General features: G+C 46.4%; 16 protein-coding genes. 5 read left to right on the forward strand and 11 right to left on the reverse strand.

Annotation, left to right across the window (positions count from 1 at the left end; all coding sequences use genetic code 11):
- Positions 1-75: 75 nt before the first annotated feature.
- Positions 76-1,863: a peptidoglycan DD-metalloendopeptidase family protein gene (locus QUB06_RS03005; RefSeq protein WP_333434050.1), complete on the reverse strand. Its 1,788-nt coding sequence runs from the start codon at positions 1,861-1,863 to the stop codon at positions 76-78.
- A 571-nt stretch (positions 1,864-2,434) separates the two neighbouring features.
- Between QUB06_RS03005 and pgeF the strand changes: the two genes are divergently transcribed.
- Together pgeF and QUB06_RS03015 are read left to right on the forward strand one after the other, a co-directional pair.
- The gene (gene pgeF / locus QUB06_RS03010; RefSeq protein ID WP_333434051.1) at positions 2,435-3,313 is read left to right on the forward strand and encodes a peptidoglycan editing factor PgeF; all 879 of its coding nucleotides are present in this window, start codon (positions 2,435-2,437) and stop codon (positions 3,311-3,313) included.
- 243 nt (positions 3,314-3,556) lie between these two features.
- On the forward strand, positions 3,557-4,168 hold the full coding sequence (locus QUB06_RS03015) for a CPP1-like family protein (protein WP_333040744.1): 612 nt from the start codon (positions 3,557-3,559) through the stop codon (positions 4,166-4,168).
- A gap of 275 nt (positions 4,169-4,443) precedes the next feature.
- Here the strand turns inward: QUB06_RS03015 and QUB06_RS03020 are convergent, their stop codons facing one another.
- Positions 4,444-5,127, reverse strand: coding sequence for an HAD family hydrolase (locus QUB06_RS03020; protein ID WP_333434052.1), 684 nt, complete (start codon positions 5,125-5,127; stop codon positions 4,444-4,446).
- A gap of 613 nt (positions 5,128-5,740) precedes the next feature.
- Between QUB06_RS03020 and QUB06_RS03025 the strand changes: the two genes are divergently transcribed.
- Positions 5,741-7,888: a diguanylate cyclase gene (locus QUB06_RS03025; protein ID WP_333434053.1), complete on the forward strand. Its 2,148-nt coding sequence runs from the start codon at positions 5,741-5,743 to the stop codon at positions 7,886-7,888.
- Positions 7,869-8,402, forward strand: a complete 534-nt coding sequence (locus QUB06_RS03030; protein ID WP_333286303.1) for a GNAT family N-acetyltransferase — start codon at positions 7,869-7,871, stop codon at positions 8,400-8,402. The genes QUB06_RS03025 and QUB06_RS03030 overlap by 20 nt, the downstream gene beginning before the upstream one ends.
- Positions 8,403-8,422: 20 nt before the next feature.
- On the opposite strand, the gene hppD is transcribed toward QUB06_RS03030, so the two are convergent.
- From hppD to QUB06_RS03075, 9 genes are all read right to left on the reverse strand, one after another.
- The gene (hppD, locus tag QUB06_RS03035; protein WP_333434054.1) at positions 8,423-9,484 is read right to left on the reverse strand and encodes a 4-hydroxyphenylpyruvate dioxygenase; all 1,062 of its coding nucleotides are present in this window, start codon (positions 9,482-9,484) and stop codon (positions 8,423-8,425) included.
- A 399-nt stretch (positions 9,485-9,883) separates the two neighbouring features.
- Positions 9,884-10,591 (reverse strand): SDR family oxidoreductase, encoded by a 708-nt coding sequence (locus QUB06_RS03040; protein ID WP_333434055.1) that lies wholly within the window; start codon positions 10,589-10,591, stop codon positions 9,884-9,886.
- Positions 10,592-10,899: 308 nt separating this feature from the next.
- Complete coding sequence (locus QUB06_RS03045) at positions 10,900-12,309, reverse strand: NYN domain-containing protein (protein ID WP_333434056.1); 1,410 nt, start codon at positions 12,307-12,309, stop codon at positions 10,900-10,902.
- Positions 12,310-12,351: 42 nt separating this feature from the next.
- Entirely contained in the window at positions 12,352-13,623 is a 1,272-nt protein-coding gene (locus tag QUB06_RS03050) for an APC family permease (RefSeq protein ID WP_333434057.1), read from the reverse strand.
- A gap of 270 nt (positions 13,624-13,893) precedes the next feature.
- Positions 13,894-14,745 carry a phosphate ABC transporter ATP-binding protein PstB gene (gene pstB, locus QUB06_RS03055; RefSeq protein ID WP_333434058.1) on the reverse strand — a complete coding sequence of 284 codons (852 nt, stop codon included), beginning with the start codon at positions 14,743-14,745 and terminating at the stop codon, positions 13,894-13,896.
- Between the two features lie 55 nt (positions 14,746-14,800).
- Entirely contained in the window at positions 14,801-15,781 is a 981-nt protein-coding gene (gene pstA / locus QUB06_RS03060) for a phosphate ABC transporter permease PstA (protein ID WP_333434059.1), read from the reverse strand.
- 82 nt (positions 15,782-15,863) lie between these two features.
- Positions 15,864-16,865, reverse strand: coding sequence for a phosphate ABC transporter permease subunit PstC (pstC, locus tag QUB06_RS03065; RefSeq protein WP_333434060.1), 1,002 nt, complete (start codon positions 16,863-16,865; stop codon positions 15,864-15,866).
- A 209-nt stretch (positions 16,866-17,074) separates the two neighbouring features.
- A complete protein-coding gene (gene pstS / locus QUB06_RS03070) occupies positions 17,075-18,103 on the reverse strand; it encodes a phosphate ABC transporter substrate-binding protein PstS (RefSeq protein WP_333434061.1) in 1,029 nt (342 codons plus the stop codon).
- Positions 18,104-18,313: 210 nt separating this feature from the next.
- On the reverse strand, positions 18,314-19,753 hold the full coding sequence (locus QUB06_RS03075; protein WP_445251357.1) for an IS1/IS1595 family N-terminal zinc-binding domain-containing protein: 1,440 nt from the start codon (positions 19,751-19,753) through the stop codon (positions 18,314-18,316).
- A gap of 231 nt (positions 19,754-19,984) precedes the next feature.
- Here QUB06_RS03075 and QUB06_RS03085 point away from each other — a divergent pair, with 231 nt between their 5' ends.
- A complete protein-coding gene (locus QUB06_RS03085; RefSeq protein ID WP_333434062.1) occupies positions 19,985-21,493 on the forward strand; it encodes a UbiD family decarboxylase in 1,509 nt (502 codons plus the stop codon).
- Positions 21,494-21,923: the final 430 nt, after the last annotated feature.

Below are 21,923 nucleotides of genomic sequence, written 5' to 3' on the forward strand. Positions count from 1 at the left end.
TACAAAACATCAATTTTCTTGCGGGGTGGGCGAATAGCCCGCCCCTAAAAAATTAATGTATCCAAGCCTCCATTTTTACCTGTTAGCTTGCTTCTGAGTTTTGGGTTTGACTGCTTCAGCATCTTTGGGCTTAGAAGTGTCAGCTTTTAAGAATTCCGGGAATGGCGGCTGGAGGTTGTGAACTTCGATGTCCATTCCCAGCGGCAGAGGTGGAAGCTGAGGCAGATCGTTTTCCCAATCCTTGAGTGAGCTAGCGGTTTGTATTTCCACCATTTTCGGCATTTGCGGTACTTTGGCGGTTTCCAAACTGCCGATCATTTTTGCCAGAGCGAATTCTAGCTGAGAGCCCGGGTCGATCGCCACCCAACCCTGGTCAGTCATTTGCCGAACCTCGAAGTGGAGGTGAGGCCCTGTAGACATTCCCGTACTGCCGACGCGGCCGATAGTCTCTCCCTGTTTCACCCACTCTCCCGGTTTCACAAACAGTTCCGAAAGGTGGGCGTAGAGAGTTTCCTGAGAATTTTTGTTGTGGTTGAGAACCACCGTCAAACCGTAGCCACCCAACCAATCGGCGATCGCCACTTGACCGGCATAGGCCGCCAGTACCGGCGTTCCCATCGGGGCCCCCAAGTCAGTTCCGGTGTGAAACCTGCCGTAGCCCAGAACTGGATGAGTCCGCCACCCAAACGGCGAAGTAATGGCCGAAGCAATAGATAGCGGAAACAGCAAGCTGGTGTTGCCATTTCCGGGCATTCCTGCGGGACGCGGCGTGAGATTGTAGTAAGCAAAACCGGTATTGCTGCCGCTGCTGACACTAACCGCACCGACTTGAACCGGCCCGAGTCCCATGCTGGGCGCTGGAGCGCCGCCGCCGTAAGATGCAGATCCGGCATAATATCCAGCGTCTGCGGAGTATCCAGTGTCTGCGGAGTAGCCGATGTTAGCCGAGTAGCCGGTGTCTGCCGAGTATCCTGCGTCTGCGGAGTATCCTGCGTTAGCCGAGTAGCGCGGGGGTGCGTAAGCAGATTCCGGCGGGTTGGAACCCCCCCAAACCTGGCTGCCTATTTGTTGAACGGCTTGACCGAGTTTACTGACAGGATTTCCGCTACTATTTCCGGCAACAGTTCCCCGAACCTCGCCCGGAAGGCTTTCTGGCAGATTTCGAGGAGGAGGGGCTGCAATATAACCGTCGTCTGCGATCGGAGTTTCCGGGCTGTAGTTGGGCTCTGCTGCATCTGCCGTGACGGGATCGGAAACAGGAGGAGGCGCGCACAAACCGCCAACTTCTTCGCAGCCGTTCGATCGTTCTGCAAACTCTATGGTTGTTGGCGCTTCGTACTCTTCGTACTCGCTGGTAGCGCCAATGCTGTAGTCTGTTTGGTCGATTTCAGCGTGGGCTGGGTTAACGGGCGCTTCAAAAGGCGGCTCCTGGGCCGTCGCTTCTGGCAGGGGAATCAGCGCGGGTTCCGGCAGATAATATTCGGTGGGAGGTGGTTCGGTGGCGTACTCAGGCTCTGACGGCGGTGCGGCATCGAAAGGCTCGGACGGCGGGACTTCTGCCTGCGGTTCAGGGTATGGTTCTGGCGACCCTTGGCTGAATTCGGGTTCCGGGGGCGGGAGAGGAGCTTCAAATAATGGCTGGAGGTCTGCTGCGCCGGGGACGGCTTGTTCTGCTGGCGGAATTTCGGCTTGGGCCCAAACTAAGCCTTTGCTGAGCAGTCCCAGACTGGCAAGACAACCCAGTCCCACCAGCAGTGAGCGATCGGACAAAAGGCGCGATCGAGTCCGGGCGCCTGTAGGGTTCTTTTTTTGCTGTTTGGTGTTCAAATGGGCTGTTATTTGCTTGTCTGGAACTGGTTTCACGATTTTTTTTCCCAACTCAACAGGGGGCACAAGGATCTCGAAGTCAGGATCGAATGTATGGCAATCCTTGTCTTTATATACAGGCTTAACTGATTTTACCGGGCTTGAGGCAATTTTTTTGCACATCGAATAAGTCGAATGCCACGGGGTAGAGTCGCGATGGATACCCTGGTTTTTTCGACCCTGATTGCACCCGTAACTCGTCTGTGACGGTCACACCGATGATAGCGCTTTGGCGTTCGTTTATGTTAATTAGTTACTAAAATTTTGCTCTCGGGTGGTGCAAAATTTTGGTGGCGTCCGCCGGAGTTAAGCGCCCAGGAATGGGTATTTTTTGATTAAAGCCGATCGTGCGTTTAAACTCAGATGTTGCACCATTGTCAATAAGCTTTTTATGAACAGGCTTTTGGGCCTGTTCCACAAAGAGTGAATTTTCTTGTGGAACAGGCCCAAAAGCCTGTTAAGCGAGAATGGTGCAAGATGTGGGTTTAAACTGCATCGGCTTAATCGGCAAAATTTTTGATTGTTTACAATACAAGGCAAATGATTCGCTTGGGGAAGGATGGGTTTCATGACTGTAGCTGGCGATCGCTTGACAAATTTTCCTGACTCTGAATGCGCCGGACAACCTGACGGTATCAGTTGGGACTGGCAGAGCTGGCAAGGCTTGCCCTATCTGACTTGCAGCTTGCTTTCTCGCTGGTCTCACGGCTTTTTTACTCGCGATTTCTCGCCCCAGGGGCCGATCGAGCTGACGGAAGTTCTCGAACCGGGAGCTAAGGTTTACCGACTGCAACAGGTACACGGCAATGGGGTACTCAAAACCACTGAGTTGTCCCCGGTTGTGGATCGGAACCCGGAAACCGCTGCCTCAAGTTATGCTGAGGCTGATGGCTTGGTGGCAGCTCGAGAATTGGAGGCGCTGTGGGTTTGCTCGGCTGACTGTGTGCCGGTGCTGATTGCTGACGATCGCACGGGACTGGTTGCGGCAGTTCACGCGGGTTGGCGCGGGACTGCTGCTAAGATATTACCAGAGGCGATCGCTCAACTTGTGGCACAAGGCAGTCAACTAGAAAATCTGAAGATTGCTATGGGGCCGGCGATCGCTGGAGAGGTTTACCAGGTATCTGTGGAAGTGGCAGCGGAACTGGGAGCCACCATTGCTCCTTTGAGTGCCGTTAGTGCGACAGCCGACGGCATCTGCGAGTTTTTGCACCAACTCCCCGAAACGCCTGTATTGGCCGATCCAGAACCGGGAAAGGTACGCTTGGATGTTCGCCTCTGCAATGCTCTGCAATTGCAGCAGTTGGGAATCGATCTTTCTCAAGTGGCGATCGCTCCTTTCTGTACTTATTCTGACTCGACTCGCTTTTTTTCCTACCGCCGCGATCAACTTAAAAAAGTCCAGTGGTCGGGAATTGTGAGTGCCTGCGGGACAAGTCCCTTCTGAGGGCATTTGGCAGAAGGTAAAATTTTAGACGGCCAAGATAAAAATAAAAATCTTTGGATTCATTATTTTTTATTTACGAATGCCAAATGCCTTCTAGTTTCTATTTTCGTAAGGTTTGCTGGTTCCTGTTTTAAAGCACCAAAAACTAGCAGCAAAACTTTTGGGAAAGCGGCAGAGCTCCCGCCCCGCTTTCCTCTCTTGTTAAGATTGCTCTATAACGAGAGTCTTCAGCGGGTTATTACCATGAGTGAGCCAACTCCCTATCAACTTCTTGAAGTCGATGAAGATGCTTCCTTTGATGAAGTGCAAGAGGCCCGCACGCGCCTAGGCGAGCAGTACAGCGGTGACAAGAAACGTTTGGAATTGATCGAAGCAGCTTACGATGCGATCCTCATGGATCGCCTGCGGCAGCGACAGGAAGGGAAAATTAAAGTACCCGAACGCATCCGCTTTCCCGAACGGCTGACTCCCCCACCCCCAAGCTTTACTCCGTCTCCTCCTAGTGGCAGCCCAGCTTGGTTGCAGCGGTTAATCGATACTCCTAGTCGATCGGACATTTTGTGGCCGGCTGGGGTGTATGTGGGGTTAGGCGGACTGAGTATTTATCCGGCGGCTAATGATGGTTTACTACAGTTGACTCTGGCTCTTGGGGTCGGCTCTTGTCTTTATTTTGTTAATCGCAAGGAACAAAAATTTGGTCGGGCTGTGCTGCTGACTGTGGCTGGCTTGGTTATAGGCTTGTTGCTGGGAGGCTTTTTGGGTTCTTTGGTCAGTCCGGCATTTATAACAACAGAGAAATTTATCGCTTTGTTTACGTTTTTAATTCTGTGGCTGGTCAGCGGTTTTCTGCGATAGTCAGCAGTCATTAGTCAGCAGTTATTAGTCAGCAGTCATTAGTCAGCATTCATTAGTCAGCAGCCAACAACTAATAACTGTGAAATCAAGACCTCTGATAAATAACATCAGCTAACAATTAATAACTAATGACTAATGACTAATGACTGGGGAATTGTTGACTGTTGACTGTTGACTGTTGATTGATGACTGGGGAATTGTTGACTGTTGACTGTTGACTAATGACTGGGGAATTGAGGACTAATGACTAATGACTAATGACTAATGACTAATGACTACTGACTATCTAAAATAATCTCAACTGCTTCACTCAAATTGTTAGCAATTAAATCCGGTTGGTGCATTTCTAGTTGGGTGCGATCGCGAATTCCGCACAAAACACCAATTACCTTGACACCGTGCGTTTTTGCTGATATAATATCCGCCTCCGTATCGCCAACCATCCAAGTGTCAGAAGCCGGCGGCAGTTCGGCCAGAGCTCTTGCCATCAACAGGGGCTTATCTTTCACATCCCCGGTTTTAACGTAATCGTTGGGGAGGCAATAGCGGCGGTTTTCTGGGAAAAATTGCCCTAAATTGCAGCGGTTGAAGGCTTCATCTAGTTCCCTAACGCGGCGCATGGTCATCACCGCTAAGTCTACTCCAGCGCGCTGCACCTTTTCGAGAGTTTCGACAGCGGTGGGAACTGGTTGATCGTAAATCATGTAGGGTAGGGTGTGGACGGTTTGACGGCGTTTCTGGGCAAAATCGCGGGCTTGGGCTGCGTCTAATCCTGAGAGGATGGCGATTTCGGTTTCGGGAACCCGCGCGCGCTTCATGTCCCAAAACTCTGCCTTGGGGAGTTCGCGCACTGGTTGCCCCTCACGTTGAGTCTCGGCCAGACAATACTGGTAAACTCGGTAGTAGCGATCGGACACGTCCATGATCGGGCCGTCAAAGTCGGTAATAAGTCTCAGCATTTAGCAGAGTATTTTTAAGCTTTTATACAAATCCTTCGATACTATATCATTTAAAGGTAACACTTTCTTTACAAAAATTGACACAAATACCCTGGGGAGGTAAGGTCTATAGGAATGGTGCTAATTAAAGCAAACATTTGAATTAAACTGTGCTGTTCCTCAACTTGAGCGGTTGTCAGCCATATCGGGGAATTTAAAATTAAAATGTGCCGCACAAATAGTGTAAACAGCTACATATTGTTCATAAATCTCTACCTCAATCGAGGCTGATTTTGACTGCGCTTTCTCAAAAAAAGTGGGTTCAATTAATATTTGGCCCCATTTTTTAAACAAGCAAAAAAATGCTTGGATAATCCAAAGTGTAATGTTTGCATAAATTAGCTAGCGGTAACAGGTGATGACATCAGCCAGTATAAAAATTCCCATGATAAATAGCAGCCAAACAACAACTAATATCGTTTCCGGTTGCATCGGCATCCTAAAATCGAGTCAACAGTTAACACTCAACCATTCTGTTTTTCCACCCCTCCTTCTACAGTCAACAGTCAACAGTCAACAATCATTCCGGTGCAACCGGAATTGATCTAACTTTACCGGCTAACCTTTGAGAGAGATGCTCTACAATAACGAGATCCTTCCAACATTAACTGTAGAGAGCAGCCCCAGAAGTATTAATATTCTTCTTTATAAGCTGTTATCCTTACGCAGGATTGAATACCTCACAGTCGATCGCGAACTCAAGATTCAAGAAATATCTTTGAAAGTGCAAGATTTTGCCTACATTCATGAGGAAGTAGGCGAAGGAAAAGACGTGCGCGATAGTTTTCCTGAACTGATTGGAATTGAAGGAATCCTTGAAGATATTATTGAAGAACGACAGCAAGACTTTCAGTTAAAATCAATTAGCAGAGTTCTCAAAGACGGCTCTTATTTGTATCTAAATTTGTACATTTTTGGTTGTAAGGGACAAGCCACTGCTGACAGATTGATTATTTTATGCGAAGATGTGACAGATAGTATTGGATCTCCGCCAACCATCGTTCATGCTGCCAATAAAACAAGTATTAAAGGCGATAACTTAGCTGCGGCTGGCGATTATATTGACAAAATTATTAATTCCCTAGGGGATGTTTTGTTCGTAACAGGAACATCGGGCCAAATCAAAAAAGTGAATCAAGCTGCACAGCAATTATTTGGATATACCGAATCGGAATTAATCGGCCAATCTATATCCATGATTACGGCTGAGGAGGAATTGTTACGCAAAGTCAGCCAGCTACCTCCTGCACTTAAAAGCGAATATTGGCCTCAAGTAAAAGTAGCTTGCCAAACGAAAATAGGTTTAAAGCTGATTGTTGCGTTTTCATGCTCTAGTTTTGAGACAAGCACAGGAAGCCCGGATGCAGATAGCGAGGTTATACAAGATTTTGTTTATATCGGCAAAGACATTACCAAGCAACAACGCATAAAAAAGTGTCAAGAAGCACAGTATGCTGTTACTCATATCCTATCAGAATCAAGTTCTCTAGATAATGCAACTCCGAGAATTTTGCAAGCTATTTGCCAAAGTTTTGGGTGGGATCTTGGCGAACTTTGGACGCCTGCAGAGGCGGAGAAAGAAACTAGATGGGCTGGGGAAATAAAATCTGAAAAAGAGTCGCTTTGGTGCCTGCCACTTTGCTGTCCGATCGAGGAAACTCGTTGTTGGCGGCGGGTGGTAGTTTGGCAGGCGGCGGAGGAAGTTAGGGAGTTTGCCGAAAACAACGAGCCGATTACTTTGGCGGCGGGTGAGGGTTTACCCGGAGCAGTTTCCAAGAGCGGTTCTCCGCAGTGGATTACTGATCTTGTGGGCGATCGCAATTTCGTGCGATCGCACTTGGCAGAGGAAGCGGGACTGCGATCGGGATTCGGTTTCCCCATTCACGCTAGGGGCCAAGTTGTAGGAGTAATGACTTTTTTTTGCCGGGAAGAACTGCCGCCCGATCAAGATTTACTTCAAATAATAGCTGTGGTCAGTTCTCAATTAGGAGAATTTGTCAAGCGCAAATATGCAGAGCAAGAATTGTACGAAGCTGAAGCTTCAATCCGATTTTTGTATGAACAAGAAAAACGGCAAAGTGAAGAATTAGCTCGGCAAAATTTAGCTTTAGAACAAGCCAAATTAGAATTACAAGCAGCTAACATGGAATTGCAGCGGCTCGCTTCGGTGGATGGATTGACTCAAATTCCCAATCGCCGCTGTTTTGACAAAAAATTGGAGTTAGAATGGCAGTTGATGGAGCGAGAAAAAGAGTCGCTGTCTTTAATTTTGTGCGATATCGATTTTTTCAAACTTTACAACGATCATTACGGCCATCAAGGAGGCGACGAATGTTTAAAAAAAGTGGCCGAGATTTTAGCTAACAACGCTCAGCGGGCAGGAGATTTAGCCGCCCGGTACGGCGGCGAAGAATTTGCGGTAATTTTGCCGCGAACTGATGTGCAGGGAGCAATACGGATAGCTGAATCAATTCGCAGCGATTTGAAAGCGGCGACAATTTTTCATGCTGCTTCCAAGGTAAGTAAGTTTATAACTCTCAGTATGGGGAGCGCTACTACTGTACCTGGTGCTGGTTTATCGATAGAGGGGTTAATTGGACAGGCCGATCGAGCGCTGTATCGAGCTAAACTAGAAGGGCGCGATCGTATAGTTTGCCTAGACTTGAAAATAGAATTTCAGGACGGGAAAGGAGTATTTTCTGATGATTGTGAGAGAAGCTAAAATCGCTGACGCACCTGCAATCGCACGAGTTAATCTAGATACTTGGCGGACAGCTTACCGGGAAATTGTACCAGCAGATTACCTCGCACAGTTATCCTATGAAAAGCGAGAAAGCAATTGGCAAGAAATCCTGGTGAACGCAGAAAACAGTAAAAATTTTGTGTGCGTTGCTGAGAATGAATCGGGAGAAATTGTGGGTTTTGCTACCGGTGGTTGCGAGCGCACGGGCAAATATATATATAAAGGAGAATTATTTGCCATCTATATTTTGGAGGAATATCAGCGTCAAGGAATCGGACGGCAACTCGTGAGAACAGTTGCGACAAAATTGGCAAAATTAAGTTTGAACTCGATGCTAGTTTGGGTACTAGGAGACAATTCAGCCTATAGGTTTTATGAATTATTAGGAGGTGAAAAAGTAGACGAACAGCAGACAAGTAGAGCCGGAGTTGCACTCAAAGAAATTGCCTACGGGTGGAAAGATATCACAGTGCTAATTAACACGGCTGTATGAGCTAAAAAGTGGAAGTTTTGTCAATCATCTATCAAACTTCCCCTCTTCATTTGTTCGCGTTCAATTGCCTCAAACAAAGCTCGAAAATTCCCTGCCCCAAAACCTCCAGCTTGCACCGGTGTGCCGTTAACTAAACTAACTCGGCGCTCAATAATCTCGAAAAAGAAAGTCGGTTCTGCAAAAATTGGCTGGGTAAATATTTGCAGCAGCATCGCTGCGGGAGTATCTTCTTGCCAATCTGCCAAAACTTGACAAGCTGCAATTGATTGCCAATCTGCGGGTAAATAGTTTTGTCGCTGCTGCAATTCCGAGTAGTATGTTGGAGGAACAGGCAGAAAAGGCAAACCGCGCGATCGCAAATCGGCAACAACCCCCACAATATTATTAGTTTGCAAAGCCATGTGCTGAATACCCGGCCCCCGATTTGCACTCAAAAACTCTTGAATTTGAGAATTAGCTGATGCGGGTTCATTAATCGGGAATTGCACCCCACCTTCAGCGTGCACCATAACTTGGCTCCGCAAAGCCGATTTCTCAGTCTGAATGTCAAAATTTTGCTGCGGTTGAAAACCTAATATTTTTTGATACCAACTAACAGCAGTTGACAAATCGCCAGATTCAACATTTAACACTACATGGTCGATTAGGGTAAACATCGGCAACTTAGGAGAAGCCGATAGCAGTGAATGGCCGCCAATGCGCTCAACGAGCGTGTGGCTTAAATCTCCCCAACCAGCGATTTTTGCCCGCTTAAAATAGCCTCTTTCGTTTAGGTCTTCTTGAATCGGTTCCAGGATTTTAGCGCCTGCCGCAGCCGCTCTAGCTACCGCTAATTCGATATTTTTTACCCGAAAACCCACATCGGCAATCCCTGGAGGGTGAAACTTCAACCAAGTAGCAGCGGGACTAGCGGGTGTCAGGGGCGAAGATAAAACAAAAGATACATTGCCGCTGCTGACAACTTCAGTTTGAGTGTGGCTGTTGGCATAACCTGCCGTTGATTGAAAGCCTAAGCGGCTGACAAACCAGTCGCGGGATATTTTAGCATTTTCAACGTAGAAGTGAATGCGATCGAACTCCATAATCAATAATTGAAAATGGAAACTGAAAAAGGGAAAATCTGCTGATTTTCAAGGCGAAATTGCAACGGAGGAATTGAGTAATGGATATTTTTCATACTTTTTATTGCGCGCCCACTTAATAATAACCTAAAAATTGAATATTCTAGCTCCCTCTGAAGGTAGAAATAAGTCGGCACTTAAAAGAAACCCGGTTCTGCGATAACTGAGGTTTGACCGCTAGGCCTTCGCCAATAGGACTAAGGCAAAAAAATGGTTTGACGCGCTACTTATAGGGGTAAGGTGCACCAGCCCGTGCACCTACATAATTAAGTGCTGTACAAATTCTCAAACCTAAAAATATCATAATTTTTATTGCCTTCAGATTCCGCTGCTTTCTGCCTTCAAATCACTCCTCAATCGCTAAAAAAACAAATGACTTTCCGGCTGAATATTAATCTCCATCGGCACAGCTTGCGGGTCAGCCGAAAGAGCAAACATAATCGCATTTGCAGCAGTTTCAGTAGTCAGCATTTTTGACCTGTCTACCTTCAAACTCACATTATCCCAAAACGGAGAATCCACCCCGCCAAAATAGAATAGCGTAAACTTAATGCCGTAGCGTCGCAGCTCATCTGCCATGCACTTGCTGAAACCAACTACCCCAAACTTTGAAGCGCAATAAGCCGTTCCCATCGCCATCGAATGCTTGCCCAAAATCCCGATGACATTGCAAATGTGACCGGATTTGCGCTCTTTCATCACATTCGCCGCTGCTTGAGACGTGTAAAAACTGCCTTTTAAGTTCAAGTCAAGCATTGCATCTAAATCAGCGGGTTCTAACTTGTTCCACTGCTTGAGAATTCCGGCACCGGCGGCGTTTACGAGGGCATCAATTTGTCCGAAATGCGTCGCAGCTTTGTGCATCAGCGTCTCAACTTGCTGCAAATCGGTGATATCTGTGGGCACGCACAGTACCTCTGTTGTTGAAAGTTCGCTAGCTAAAGTGTCTAATTTACTGCTGTCTCTGGCGGCGAGCACTAGCCGCACACCCGCATCAGCGAGTTTGCGGGCCACTGCTGAACCGATGCCGCCAGTCGCACCCACCACAACCACAACTTTGTCCTGCATATCCCTTTACATTTCTTTACGTCCAGATTGTATAATAACTCAAGTTGCTAGTAATGGGAGATGTTGCACCATTCTCAATAAGCTTTGTATGAACAGGCTTTTCGGCCTGTTCCACAAGAAAATTCACTCTTTGTGGAACAGGCCGAAAAGCCTGTTCCTGAGAATGGTGCAATATGTGAGTTGTAATGGGACGTTTACATAGGGGTTCTCAGGAAAGTAAGGTACTCTTTCAATGCCCAATGCCCTGTTTGGTCAATGCCCAAGAACACCTCATGTTACTGAGAAAGGCTATATATTTTAATTTTTAATTAATTGAGGGAAACTTGCCAGCCTTTTTCGGCTTTTTTTAGCTGGAGAGAAGCGCAGGATTGCAAAAATTTAGTAAATTTCCTACCGAGATTAAAATCTTTAATTATTTGGGTAATTTGTTTGCCGTATTGTCGGTGAAATTCGCTGCCTACATTGGAGAGAAATACAGAATTTTCAGGAGAGTTGCCGGTTAACTCGCCAACGATTTTGACAAGAGCTCTTTCCAAGTCTTCCAGAGAATTAATATCTGTCAAGGTGGCAGGTGCTGCCTGGTGGTTATTCAGATTTTCTTGGTTAAGTATTGGCGGTGGAGGCGATAATCTCACTTCAAAAAGAGTGACATAAGTTTGAGAAGTTTCGGAGGGTTTGTGGAGGGCAAAATCGGTGGGATATTTGAGAAAGAGATCCCTGGTTTTAGTGCCGAGCAAATGATGAGAAACAACTTGATTTAGGACTAAGCCGTAATTTTCCTTAAATAAAGCTGAAACAGTAGAAAGTTTGATCCACTGAGTTGATGTGCGTTTTTGCTCTTTTTTGATTAATTCTTTTAGCTGAATAACTAATTGTTCTAGGGGTGTTATTTCCGGTGTGGTGACGAGGGAATGGGTTTCCACTTGTCCGGTTTTGCTGTTTAAAACTATGATTTTATCTATTTGTTTGCGGACTTGAAATACGGTTAATCCGTGGGCTTGCAGTGTATTGCTGAGGTGAGTGAGGGCGCGATCGGACGAACAGACAAAAATCTCTTTGGCTGTGGGATAATGTACGAAAATCGAGGCGCCGACTGTAGCCATTTTTAAGTCGGCGCTGTCTTTGCCGGGGGGGACGTGAATTAGTTGATAGCCGCGCTGGTGAAATTCGGCATCTTTCTTGCCCATGCTGCGCCAGTTGGCAAAGGCTACTTTGATTTGGATGGGATAGTGGCAAATTCCCTCTAGGAATTTTTCGGTTTCGATGTTGAGTTGCAAGTTTTCGACATCTAGCAGCAAGATAGCAATGCCGAGAGGAAGGGGGGCTGGTGGATTGGCTATTGGAGTTGGAGGTTCTGAGGAAACAGAGTTTTGTGATGTAGCTGGTGCTGTTTGAGATTGGGCTAGCTGCTGAATTTTCGCCCATAATTTGCTGAAGTGAGGTGAATTAACGAATTCTGGAACCAGGATAATTTGTAGGTATTTTTTCGCTGTCAGCAGCAGGGAATCTGTATCGCTGGCTACTCTGAAACTTTTTGTCAATTTTGCAATCAAAACTGACTGAAAAGTAGGTTTTGCCCAGGGGGTGTTCCTGTATTTTTCAGCTATCCATTCGGGATGCTGTTCCTGAATGGTAATTAGTGTTTGAGCGATATAGCGACTGATGGCGCTGAATGCGAGAGATTCTTGAGTCGCAAGCTCGGGAGTTCGATCGGGCATGGCCCTCTACAATGCGGGATGCTGTTTCAATTTATCACAATTCTAGTTTCTCGCCGGGAGTCGGACGATCGCCCGCCAAATTAAACCGGCGGCAATTAATGCCAATCCTGTCAGCCAAATTTCCCTCTCCACCCAGAAAGCCAGAAACAGACAATTCCCCAAACCCACCCAAGCCAACCACTGCGGATAAAGCCTTTCGGCGGGGGAAAGTTGCAGCGCCGCAAGGTTGGTGATAGCGTAGTATATCAAAACACTAAAAGCACTGAAGGACCAAGTGGTTTTGACATCGCCGAGGAGGATTAAAAGTGCGATCGTAACTTCGACAACTACCACAGCCACGTAGGGAGTTGTCCCCTCTGGATTCAGCCACGCCAAGACTCTTGGCATATCCCGACGCCGCCCCATCGCCAGCCAGACGCGCGACAGCCCTAAAATTAAGTTCAGCAAGACTCCCAACATAGCGGTAATTGCACCGACGGCTAGCAGTTGAGAAACTCCTGGAATTGGGAAACTGCGGGCGATGACTTCCAGGGGTGCAACCGTACCGCCTGGTTGTAAAGACAATTTATCGGGTTCCCCCGCGCCCGCGACAACTATTGCTACCGCCACGTAAAGCAGCATTGTCAGCCCCAAAGTTAAAATTATGGCTTTGGGAATGGTTTCCCTCGGTTCCCGCACTTCCTCGCTCATTGTGGTGATGCGGGCGTAACCGCTATAAGCGACAAACATCAGGGCGGTGGCCTGCAGGATGGAGCCGATCGAGCTATCATTCTGTAGCGCGGGCATGGACCACCTTACCTCTGGCAAACCGACAGCAACAAACACCGCTAAGGATAGGAGTGTAACTGAGACTGTGACTGTATTGGCAATATTCGATCGCCTAATTCCCGTCAATACAATTAAAGTGAGGGTGGCGACGGATCCTAAAGCTGTTAGGATCAGGTAAGTGCGATCGGCTACACCAACTGCATTTAAAAAATACCCCGCAAAACCTAAAGCAGCAGTAGCCGCAGAAGCCGTTTTCGCCAACAGAAACATCCAGCCGGCAGTGAAACCCAGCCAAGGATTGAGATATTTGTAGCCATATTCATAAGTACCGCCGCTAACAGGATGATTTGCCGCTAATTGAGCGCTGCTAAGGCCATTGCAAACAGCAACTAAAGCCGCAATACCCACAGCCAAAATCACTCCCGGCCCAGCAACTTCCGCTGCAATGCCGATACTCACAAATACTCCGGTACCGAGGATTGAGCCCAGGCCCATGAGAGTTGCGCCGAAAACACCTAACTCTCGCTTCAGAAGCGGTGAAGACATAAATATAGCGGTTTTCTGTTCAGTGCCATACTGATATTAGGTTACATCGAGTAATATTTGCAATAATTCCGGCAGGGGCTTAAACCCCCGCCTCAAAAATCAAGTCCCCAGCTAGGAGGACTGAAATATTTATTGAGAATGTTGCCCAATCTCAGTTAACAGTAAGTCAAATATTACTATTTCAGAGTTTTCTTAAGAGGTTAACTGTGAGACAGAGGCTTAAGCCCCTGTCGGAATATAGCGACTGAGAGAAAGCAAAACACCCTGGTATTAACCGAAACGGCCTTGAATGTAATCTCTCGTACTCGAATTGCCCGCAGAAGTAAAAATCTTACTTGTAGGCCCAAATTCCACCATGTGGCCGATGCGGCTTTCATCAGTATTAAAGAAAGCCGTGTAATCAGAAACGCGAGCCGCCTGCTGCATATTATGGGTCACAATTACAACTGTTAACTGCTGCCGCAGAGTCTGAAACAACTCCTCAATCTTCATCGTAGAAATCGGATCTAGAGCAGAACAAGGTTCATCCATCAGCAAAATTTTTGGCTTCACAGCCAAAGCGCGAGCAATACAAAGTCGCTGCTGCTGTCCCCCCGAAATCCCCTGAGCCGATTTATTCAAATCGTCTTTGACTTCATTCCAAAGCGCCGCACTTTTAAGTGCAGATTCCACAATTTCATCTAATTCTGCTTTGCTTTTGCGACCAAAAATCCTCACCCCGTAAGCAATATTATCGTAGATGCTCAGCGGAAACGGATTCGGCCTTTGAAACACCATCCCAATTTGCCGACGCAAACTATTAATGTTTACTTTCGGGCTGTAAATATCCTGTCCAAAAAACTCTACTCTTCCTTTTATTTTAACTTTTCCCTCCAATTCGCCAATCCGGTTGAGAGCTTTGAGAAACGTAGATTTGCCGCAACCTGAAGGGCCAATAATCGCCGTAATTTGCGGGTGAGGGATATTCATTGATAAATTTTCTAATACTTTGTGATTTCCGTAATAAAAACTCAAGTCCTGAATCCGCAGTGCTGGCATTGCATTGGGGTCTATTTCCGGGGTGGGATCGTCTAGGAATTGAGCTGTATAGTTTTCGGAGTTCAAGTTAGCTTTAGGTTTCATTATTTGCGGGTTATATTGTTAATATTTGACTGAGAGATGCACTTTAGTTATTGATTTATCGGTTTTGCAAGCGTTTCCGAGTTACTGTACGGGATGCGACGCTAGCAATCAAAACCATGCCCAAAAGGACAGAGGCAGCAGTCCACGCCAATTCGTTCTGCTCCTTGTAAGGAGAGCTGGCGTAGCTATATATTAATACCGACATAGAAGGAGTCGGAGTCAGCAGTGTTTCGGGAATTTCTTTTAGTTTTGAAATGGTTTCTGCACCTATGGGAGACTGCATTATTTCGCCCAATTTATCAACTAAAGGAGGCCAAAATTGACTCGACAAGGCAGTTACAATCAGCGGGGCGGTTTCGCCGGCGGCCCGGGAAGCAGCGAGTAAAATACCTGTGGTAATAGTTGGAAGTGCTGAGGGTATGATAATGCGAAACATAGTTTGAAAGCGTCCGCCTCCCAAACCAGCAGAAGCGAGGCGGTAAGAAGTAGGCACTAATTTTAATGCTTGTTCTGTTGTCAGAGCAACAACTGGAAGCATGATGATGCCGAGGGCAAAACCGCCTGCTAATGATGAAAATGCTTTGGTTGTAACGACAATTAGGGCGTAGGAAAAAACGCCAACTACGATCGAGGGAACGCTGCTAAGAATGACGGTGATAAAGCGAATACTATTAGCCATCGCTTTGTTTTCTCTACCAAACTCAGACAAAAATATTCCGGTCATTACGCCTATGGGTACGCTGATTAATGTCGCAATTCCTACCATTAAAGCAGTGCCGAGAATCGCATTGGCAAAGCCGTTGGGCTGGTCTTCAACTCCGACGGGTGCGGGCAGAGATACTAGCACTTCCCAGCTCAAATGTGTAAGTCCTTCCCCCAATATTTTGTATAAAATAGCAAACAAAGGGAGCAGGGCGAGAGCTGTCAGAGCGAAAGCGATAACTGTCATTCCCCGGCTGAAAAAAGTTCGGCTTAGGGACAGGGGGTTGTTGATTTCTGCATCCAGAATACTGTTTGAATTTTGTGCTTGAGTCATGGGATTTTAGCTTTGATATTTGAGATTAAACCAGCGGATAAATCCGGCGGCGCGGCTTGCGATCAAATTGCTTTCGATGATGTTAAGTTTTAGCTTTCTTGGCCCCAATTAGCTGAACTAACAATACTGCGATCGCATTTACCAACAGAGTGATGACAAATAGAATTAAGGCTAAATACATCAAAGCGCCGGTGTGCAGCGGTTCGACAGCTTCCCGAAATTGACTTGCCAAAACAGCAGGAATTGAGTAGCTGGGAGCTAGCAGCGATGGGTTAATTTGAATCGAGTTGCCAATCACCATTGTGACGGCCATTGTTTCGCCTAAAGCGCGTCCCAATGCCAAGATAGTAGCCCCGATAATTCCTGAACTAGCCGCTGGTAATAACAGCTTAAATATAGTTTCCCAGCGGGTGGCACCGAGGGACATGGAAGCACTTCGCAAATCAACTGGAACTGACATCAATACATCGCGGCTGATGGCCGCTACTGTGGGCAGAATCATAATCGATAAAAGGATTCCAGCGGGCAGCATTCCGGGGCCTAAAGGTTCGCTGCTGAACAGGGGAAACCAACTGAATTTATCGAACAATGACTGCTGCAATGGCAACAAAAAGGGAATCAAAACAAATATTCCCCAAAGGCCAACTATTACGCTGGGAATAGCCGAGATTAATTCAACCAGGAATCCCAAGGGCGATCGCACCCAAACGGGTAAGAAGTTCTCGCTAGTAACTATAGCTACTGACAGCCCTAAAGGAAGTGCGATGATTATGCCGATCGCAGAACTAATAACAGTACCGTAAATAAACGGCAAAGCCCCAAACTTCAACTCGCCGATATCCCACTTGGGATTCCACAAAAAGGAGAGTCCAAAATTGCTAATAGCAGGCCAAGCATCTTTAAAAATTACCGCACTCATCAAGAACAGCGTACCCGCTGTCGCTAGGGAAAAACCCCATACAAATAGTGTAAATCCTGACTCCATCCATAGACCTTCACCAGTAGTATCTGTCAAATCTACTTCTGTGTTTATTTCTGTCGGTTTCCGAGTTGATATTTTCGGTTTTTTGGAAAAATTGGTCATACCGGAATTATTGCGTAAAAAGTGAAATCTTTGCTTGAAACACGAGGAATTCTAATGGGCTGGGTGCGCGTTGCATACCTGGTGTGTAAGGTACGCGCTTCGCACCTTACACAGTAAATCTAGCGCACATTAACCTGATAATTTATGAATTTTGAGTCATACGTCATACATTTAACTCGCCAACTCATAACCCCGTGCGATCGCCAGAATTAACCTCTAGCAACCACGCTCTGATTAACTGTTTGAACCACCTTTTGAGCTGTAGCTGAAGGAATTCGAGTAAACTCTAACTGTGTGTTGATACCTTGGCCTGTAGTCATCACCCAATTAACCATCTTTTTAATAGCCTCTGCTTTCGCAGCAGGATACTGTTTGTAGATTAACAGCCAAGTCAAACCAACAATCGGATAACCGTCGTTAGGATTGCCTTCTACTAAGCGGAAGTCTGCGGGGAATGTTTCCCCTGCTAAAGCTTTCTCTGCTTCAGCCAAGCTAGGATCTACAAACCTACCAGCTTTATTTTGAATAAACGCTGTTTGGAGATTGTTTTGCCGAGCAAAAGTATCTTGAACGTAGCCGATCGCACCCGCTGTATTCTTCACCAAAGCAGCTACGCCGGGGTTTCCTTGACCGCTGACAGGGCTTCCGGGCCAACTCGGCTGAGCGGCAGCTTTGATGCTGCTACCAGTTGCCTGCAAGTGGTTAGCAAAAATAAAGGTTGTACCGCTGCTATCTGCGCGTACAGCTACTCGAATTGGAGTATTTGGCAAGCCTTTAGCTTGTCCAGAAATTCCCGCTATTTTAGGATCGTTCCAGCGAGTAATTTTGCCTTCAAATATGCCTCTCATGGCCTCGTTAGTTAGCCTCAGATTTGTCACTCCGGGCAAGTTGTAGACAACTGCAACAGCGCCGCCAGCAGTCGGAACAGCTATTACACCCCGCTTTACTTCGGCTATTTGTGCAGCAGTCATCAGCGCGTCGCTGCCTGCGAAATCAACAGTGCCTGTAATTAATGCTTTGATGCCAGCACCGCTACCAGTTCCTTGGTAGTTTACAGTAATTTGATTGGCACTTCTCATTTGAGAGAAGTAGCGATCGTAAAGAGGTTTAGGGAAAGTTGCTCCCGTACCGTTTAGTGTGACGGCTGCTACAGCAGAACTAATCAACGAGAGTGAAAATGCTGCTGCTGCAAGTGTCACTATAAAACTACGTCGCCAACGTCCTGTGAAAAAATTCATATTCCTCCTCTCCCTTAATAGCAGACTTTGCAAATCTCCTCCATAGGATAGACTGAAACCCTCAAGGAAAGGGATATAAAAGAATAAGTTTGTTTTAAATTTTGGTTAACAAGAGATTAAATAAAAAGAGAATAAGCTTTGTTTAAATTATGGTTAATAATAGATTAAATTTTCATACCGAAGACTCCGAAACCTGATTTCTTAAATAAGTCAGGGAGCTGACTGTGCGATCGCCACTTGATAATTCTTACCATTTTTTTTAACTTTAAAAGTTTGGCATGACTGCAAAAAATCAATCACCTTGCTGCCCAAATTCAGCGATTGCAGTTTTTTACTAATTGGTTGATTGTATAACTTATTAAATTCGCTGGCAACCTGGTTAATCGCAATATAACTACCGGGAGATTGAGCAGTTAATCCTCTAATAATTTTGACGAGAGATGCTTCCAGGGCAGCAGAGGAATGAGTTTTTGAAGTGGAGGATTTTTTGGCGATCGCCACTTGATGTTGCTGATCGATTAATTTTACTTGAAAAACCCCAGACTCCGACTGCAAATATTTGATTAAACTGGATTTTTTATCCAGAAACTTTTTCACAACTAAATCAGCATGACATTGATACTTAGCCAAAAAATCTTTCTTAATTTTGACCACAGGAATAGCATCCTGTTTTAACTCAATTTTTGCATCTTCAATTATTTCTACAAGTATAGTTTTTAAAACATCCAGCGACTCAATAGCATTTGAATAGAGACCAGGTATTATTTCGGGTAAATTTGGCTCAGCAACGTTTTGATTGACAGCAACGGTCGCCAAAGATGCTTCAAGCACCGGGCTAACTTCGTTTTGTGCTGACTCCGACAGTGCAGCAGCAGGGGAAGTTGTAGAATTGAAAACAACAGTCCGGCGCTCTTGAAAAAGCTCAGCCACAGTAGAAAAACGAGCGATTCGCTCCTCAATAGATTTGTGTTCAGCCTTCAACAACTCAGCAGCTTGATTAGCCAATTCTTCAAAACTAGGGATTTCCATTTCCCTCTCACAAGAATAGTGATGATTATCACCAGTCAGAGTATTTTCAACAGACAAAACCGAATTTTGCCGCCGCACCCGAAACACAGTCAATCCCTGATTTTGCAACTGATTGCAAAGATGATTTAACAAACCATCCGAAGAACAGACAAAAACTTGTCGCACATCCCGATATCGATATAAAATAGCAGCGCCAAAAGCAATCATTTTACCATCAGCACTATTAGCACCGCCCGGAACGTGAATTAGTTCGTAACCGCGATCATAAAGTTCAGCATCCAACTTGCCCATACTCGGGTTTTTCCAGTTAGCAAAAGCAATTTTAACTTGCAGGGGATAGTCGCACAAATCGGCTAAGAATTGTTCTGTATGAACCTTAAGTTTCAGATTTTCGGCATCTAACAGCAAAATCGCAATCCCGCCGGACTCTGTGGTGGTTGCAGGGGCGATTTCCTTCGGGATAGCTTCGGTTAACCGTGTTTCGGTGCATTTGCGATTTAAAGAGTCCGGGCCGGCGGCATCAAAAAATTGTTTGCGGCAAGCTTTGCAAAGATACCGCTGATGACCGTTGGGACGGCCGTTTTTACGAACTTGGTCAGATTCGCATCGAGGACATTTCATTAACCCATTATGCAGCCTACTCCCGAACCGAACAAGGCATTACCTATCTTCTTCTTTCTCTTCCTACCCTACCCTTCGGGAACCCCTGCGGGGAACGGGAACGGCTTCGCCGAACGCGCCCTTGGCGTCTTCGCGGTTCGTTAAATAGATATTCTTTAAGCGGTTCAGGAGTAACTTGTGGCAGTCGATCGGCTCATAATAACAAAAGAACGTTAACAATTCTTAAAAAAAATGGCTAGAGACTTGCGGGGATTCCTAAAACTACTCGAAGAACGGGGACAACTGCGCCGGATTAGCGCCTTAGTCGATTCCGACCTCGAAATTGCCGAAATTTCCAACCAAATGCTGCAAAAAGGCGGCCCTGGATTGCTGTTTGAAAACGTCAAAGGGGCCGAATTCCCCGTTGCAATCAACCTCTTGGGTACGGAAGAGCGCGTTTGCTGGGCGATGAACATGGAAAAGCCGATCGAACTAGAAGAGCTCGGCAAAAAACTGGGAATGCTGCAACAGCCAAAACCGCCGAAAAAGATTTCCCAAGCCATAGAATTCGGCAAAGTCCTGTTCGACGTAGTGAAAGCCAAACCGGGCCGCGACTTTTTCCCAGCTTGTCAGCAAGTAGTATTTGAGGGAGAAGGGCTGGATTTGAACAAAATCCCGATGATTCGCCCTTATCCGGGAGATGCGGGCAAAATTATCACCCTGGGTTTGGTAATTACCAAAGATTGCGAAACCGGTACGCCGAATGTGGGGGTTTATCGGTTGCAGTTGCAGTCAAAAAACACGATGACTGTACACTGGTTATCGGTGCGGGGCGGGGCGCGGCACTTGCGGAAAGCGGCGCAGGCTGGTAAAAAGTTGGAAGTTGCGATCGCCCTTGGAGTCGATCCTTTAATTATTCTCGCCGCAGCAACGCCAATTCCTGTAGATTTATCGGAATGGTTATTTGCCGGACTTTACGGCGGTTCCGGCGTGCAGTTGGCGAAGTGCAAAACAGTAGATTTGGAAGTACCGGCGGACTCGGAAATCGTGTTAGAAGGAACGATTACCCCCGGTGAAGTTCTGCCCGACGGGCCCTTCGGCGATCACATGGGTTATTACGGCGGCCTGGAAGATTCGCCGCTGGTGCGATTCAACTGCATGACGCACCGCAAAGACCCGATTTATCTGACCACATTTAGCGGGCGGCCGCCGAAAGAAGAAGCAATGATGGCGATCGCGCTTAACCGTATTTATACCCCTATTTTGCGGCAGCAAGTATCGGAAATTGTCGATTTCTTCTTACCGATGGAAGCCCTGAGTTATAAAGCGGCAATTATCTCGATCGATAAAGCATATCCCGGTCAAGCGCGCAGGGCTGCTTTAGCATTTTGGAGTGCATTACCGCAGTTTACTTACACTAAGTTTGTGATTGTTGTCGATAAAAGTATCAACATTCGCGACCCGCGTCAAGTAGTGTGGGCAATTAGTTCTAAAGTCGATCCGGTTCGAGATGTATTTATTCTGCCGAATACGCCTTTTGATACGTTAGATTTTGCCAGTGAAAAGATTGGTTTGGGAGGCAGAATGGGGATTGATGCTACTACGAAGATGCCGCCGGAAACGGATCACGAATGGGGAGAAGTTTTGGAGTCCGATCCGAATGTGGCGGCGATGGTAGAAAGGCGTTGGGCTGAGTACGGTTTGGCAGATTTGAATTTGGGAGAAGTCGATCCGAATTTGTTTGGATATGAGATGAAGTAGGGGGGAACCGCAGAGGCAGAGAGGGTGCACAGGAGGATGGAGAAACGGGAAAACGGGCGATGATTTTGCCACTAACGGGACTTAGACAAAAACTGAAGCCAAAATAGCTTCAAACCCAGATAGAGAAAGACTTTTAGCTCTAATGGGCATAAATCTACTTATACCAAGGGTTTCAGGCATTTTTAGGTCATCGACCTCTTTCCATTGCGAGCGAGGGGGTTTGGGATCCTAAAATGTTTAAGTCTCACTAATCTAGCAGTTATCTCATCAATTACGAACACGTTTTCTTCTGTTTCTCTGTGTTCTCTGTAGTTAATTGAAAAAATATTTCAAAAATCCTTGAGCCTGGACTTATACCATTTTTTTAAAGATGTGATAGAGATAAAGCCTGTAAAATCCAGGACCATCCGGTGAGAAATCCAATGACGCG

Origin of the sequence: Microcoleus sp. D2_18a_D3 (genome assembly GCF_036702455.1) — a bacterium.
Taxonomy (GTDB): domain Bacteria; phylum Cyanobacteriota; class Cyanobacteriia; order Cyanobacteriales; family Microcoleaceae; genus Microcoleus.